The sequence below is a fragment of the Polynucleobacter sp. 39-46-10 genome, from assembly GCF_002282275.1.
The window spans coordinates 1-4109 of record NZ_NCJB01000216.1 but is presented as its reverse complement, the minus strand read 5'-3'; the positions used below and the strand labels follow the sequence as shown (position 1 = coordinate 4109).

Genomic DNA, 4109 nt, shown 5'->3' with positions numbered 1-4109 from the left:
ATCTTGGGCATGTTACCCCTGTCGCTAAACTTAAGGAATGGCAGAAAACCCATCCTGAGTTATTTGTTAAAAAAGTTTATAACCAGTTGAGACCCGACAGATAACATTTAATAAACCACCACTCAATCTGCATTGTCTGGTTTTGGGTTAGGGTGCAATAACCACCATCATAGCTAATTCAGTATTTGAATCAGCGTTGCTAACGACACACTTACGTCACTCTTTCTTGTCTTTCGACAATCGTTTCAACGGAGCAGTGAAAAGAATCAACCACCCAACCATGGCTGCAGCAACAGACAATTCCCTACGCCATTCGTCGGAAAGATCAGGCAAGAAGAAGCCAAGGCTAAACCAGACGGCTAAACCAATAAGTAACGGTATGCCCACTAGCGAAATCAGTATCAGGAAAACGACTGCTAGTCGCTTGAGCGATGAAAATGCACTAGTCTGCTTGTCTGCCTCACCGTTAGCTTGCATCACACGATGAGTCGTGAACCATAAAACAAGGATACCAACGCCAATCAGGATCATTAAATTAATCGACATACTCATCCTTTCAACAACCAATAGGTAAACAACACCACTCTTGTCAGAGTCATTACCCCCAATCCCTCGGTGCGCCAGCCACACACTTACGACAACCCAGCTGTTGTCCAATCATCGACTGGCGACCGACTTGCGTTTCTGTCCAAGGGCGATTGTTCCAAGGTGGGTTATGGCGTACATGCTGATTGTGCCCGCAGGCCAATTCGGCTACCCAGTCACCCTCATCATCGCGGTGATAACCGACGATGGGTTGGGCAATTGCGGGAAATGCATCAATCATAACTGACATAGGTTAGACTCCACCACCCAGCGCTTTGAACACCGCCACTTCGGCCACTTTTTGCGCGCGAATGATACTGACTAATTGCTGTTCGGCAGTCTGGTAGTCGCGTTGAGCGTCTAACACCTCAATATAGCCGGCTAAACCGCGTTGATAACGCAATTCAGCAACACGCAAGCGTTCTTTCTGACTGCTTAACACCGCTTGTTGACTGACAATTTGCACATCGTAACCCGTGCGATTAACCAAGGCATCGGCAACTTCACGAAAAGCGTTTTGCAGGGTTTTTTCGTAATCGGCCACCGCTTGTAACTGACGCGCGGCAGCAACATCTAGGGTCGCTTGCGTACGACCGACATTGAAAATCGGCAAGGTAATTTGTGGTACAAAACTCCAGCTTTCGCTGTTATTGGCGAAGAGTCCATTCAGCTCATTACTGGCCGTGCCATAATTGGCAGTCAAGCTAATGCGTGGGAAGAAAGCCGCGCGAGCTGCTTCGATATTGGCATTAGATGCTTTCAATCGCAACTCTGCTGCTTGCACATCGGGACGTTGCAATAGGCGCAACGAGGGCGTATCAGTACGCAAGGCACTGGTATCGGCTTGCTGACGTAATGATAAGGCATCGGGCAGTTTCAGACTGTTCAAGGGAACGCCCAAGAGTACCGACAAGCCATTTTGTACCAAGCTGTGTTGACGTTTCAGTTCGGCTAAATCGCGCACCAACCCATCGACCACCGCTTGCGCTTGCAAACGTTCGGCATCGTTGGCCAATCCGACTTCAACGCGCTTTTCGACTAGAGACAGCCATTCAGCACGGTTATCCTTCATCGCTGCTAACAGCTTGGCTCGATCTTCTAACTCTAGTAGTTGGTAGTAGTTGCCAGCGATATCGCCCAATAAGGCGAGTTGCACGGCTTTGGCATTGGCTTCACTGGCGAGGAAAGTGGCTAACGCCGCTTCGTTTAGGCTGGCAATGCGACCCCACAAGTCCAACTCGTAACTGGGTAAGCTAAAACCCACTTCACCCTTAGTCAGGTCGAAGCGTTTACCCGAAGGAGAAACCGTGCCTGGTGTGCTGCTACGTGTACCACCAACGACTAAATCGACGCTGGGAAAACGATCGGCGCGCACAATACCATATTGCGCCCGTGTTTCACTGACACGCGCGGCGGCAAGACGTAAATCGCGATTATTCTCCAAGGCTGCGCTGATGAGCGCTTTAAGTTGCGGGTCGGGAAAAAACGACTGCCAATCGGGTAAGGTAACCTGCATTTTATTGCTAGCTGGCACAACTGCCGCATCGACTTTGGCCGTTTCTACCGATTGCATAGGCGCACAGCCCGATAAACCCGCAGCTAATAGCATAGCAGGCAAGAGCACACGGCTAAAGGATGGGCGCAAACCACGAAGCGAACCTATTTTTCCCGCTGGGTCAGTCGGCGAAGCTGACTGGGGCACCCATAGTGGAAAACCGAGGTGAGCGGGTGTGTTTGCCCCATCAACACTAGCATGAATGAACGGCGCATAAAACCCTAACTTAACCATGACTCAACTCCTTCTCATGATCGATCGGCTTGCCACCGGGGAATAGCTTACGAATGATGAGATATAACACAGGCACCAACAAAATCGCCAAGAAGGTCGCCGACAACATACCACCAGCGACACCGGTACCAATGGCATTACGACTGGCCGCGCCTGCCCCCGTCGATAAGGCCAAGGGTAAGACACCAGCAATAAAGGCAATCGAGGTCATGATAATCGGGCGCAGACGCAAGCGGGCGGCTTCGACAATGGATGCGACCAACTCCTTACCTTCCAACTCCAACTGTCGCGAGAATTCAACAATCAGAATGGCATTTTTCGCCGCCAAACCAATAATCACCACCATACCCACCTTAAAGTAAATGTCATTCGGCATACCCACCCAGAGTACCGCTAAAATCTGACCAAACAGACCTAAAGGCACGACCAACAAAATGGCAAAAGGTACTGACCAGCTTTCATACAAAGCGGCTAAGACCAAGAACACCACTAAAATCGACAAGGCAAACAACAAGCCTGCCTGCGATGCCGACAAGCGCTCCTCATAAGAGGTACCCGACCAATCGAAACCAATACCCGGCGGCAAGTTAGACGCCAAAGCCTGCATGGTCATCATGGCGTCGCCGGTGGTATAACCGGGTGCAGGATTACCGGCAATCTTCATCGAGGGTACACCGTTATAACGGTCTAGTTTGGGCGCACCCACCACCCAACTGGGTGTGACAAATTCCGACAAAGGTATCAGTTCCCCTTTACGATTTTTAACGCGCAAGGCCAGAATGCTATCGGGCGTGGCCAGCGTTTCGGCATTGACACGCATTTGCACACGCAACACGCGACCATCACGAATGAAGTCGTTGACATAAGCCGAACCTAATCCCACTTGTAGCACGCTGTTCACCTCGGCAATGTCAATGCTCAAGGCTTGTGCCTTAACCCGATTGATGTCGAAATAAAGCTGGCTGGCAAACTCTTTACTTTCAGGGCGCACACCTGCCAATGCTGGATTTTGACTGGCCATACCCAACACCATATTGCGAGCTTCCAGCAGTTTATCTCGACCTGCAGCACCAATATCCATCAAGCGGAAATCGAACCCACCTACCGCGGCCAATTCGGGAATCGGTGGCGGATTAATGGCGAACATCATCGCCGACTTGATTTTGAAAAAGGCCATATTGGCACGCATGGCAATACTCTTCGAATCACTGCCTGCTGCCATACGCTCATCCCATTCTTTCAAACGGACAAAGGCAATACCGGCATCCTGACCCTTACCCAAGAAGCTAAAACCAGCAACAGCCACCACTTTCGACACTTCTGGCTGTGCCATGTAGAATTTCTCTAACTCAGCAAGCACTTCCAGTGTGCGTTCTTGCGTTGCCCCTGAAGGCAGCTGAATCAGGTTAATTAAGTAACCTTGATCTTCCTCTGGTAAGAAACCATTGGGTAATTTCAGGTACATAAAGGCGGTAACACCAACAATCACCGCGTAGATAATGCCCAAACGAATCGGACGCGCTAAGAAAGCGCCAATCCAGCGGGTGTAACCGTTGGTGAAACTGGCAAACTTGTCGTTAAACCAACCTAAGAAGCCTTTATGATGCTGCATATCCGACTGACGCAATAGGGTCGTCGTTAAGGCAGGCGTCAGCGACAAGGCAAAGAAAGCCGAGAAAGCAATCGTAATAACCAAAGTGACCGAAAACTGACGATAAATCGCCCCCACCGAACC

The 4109-nt window shown here is 50.2% G+C and carries 4 protein-coding genes; all 4 read right to left on the bottom strand.

The window, feature by feature from the left end; all coding sequences use genetic code 11:
• Nucleotides 1–216: 216 nt before the first annotated feature.
• A complete protein-coding gene (locus tag B7X71_RS12940; RefSeq protein WP_293600953.1) occupies nucleotides 217–546 on the bottom strand; it encodes a hypothetical protein in 330 nt (109 codons plus the stop codon).
• Nucleotides 547–598: 52 nt separating this feature from the next.
• Nucleotides 599–805 carry a DUF3565 domain-containing protein gene (locus tag B7X71_RS12935; protein WP_293600954.1) on the bottom strand — a complete coding sequence of 69 codons (207 nt, stop codon included), beginning with the start codon at nucleotides 803–805 and terminating at the stop codon, nucleotides 599–601.
• A gap of 33 nt (nucleotides 806–838) precedes the next feature.
• Complete coding sequence (locus B7X71_RS12930) at nucleotides 839–2374, bottom strand: efflux transporter outer membrane subunit (RefSeq protein ID WP_293600952.1); 1536 nt, start codon at nucleotides 2372–2374, stop codon at nucleotides 839–841.
• A partial coding sequence (locus B7X71_RS12925) for an efflux RND transporter permease subunit (protein WP_293600951.1) occupies nucleotides 2367–4109 on the bottom strand: 1743 nt, incomplete at its 5' end. The genes B7X71_RS12925 and B7X71_RS12930, both read right to left, overlap by 8 nt.

Coding starts and splice junctions, on each gene's coding strand:
- B7X71_RS12940 (WP_293600953.1), bottom strand. CDS start 546: ATGTCGATTAATTTAATGATCCTGATTGGCGTTGGTATCCTTGTTTTA.
- B7X71_RS12930 (WP_293600952.1), bottom strand. CDS start 2,374: ATGGTTAAGTTAGGGTTTTATGCGCCGTTCATTCATGCTAGTGTTGAT.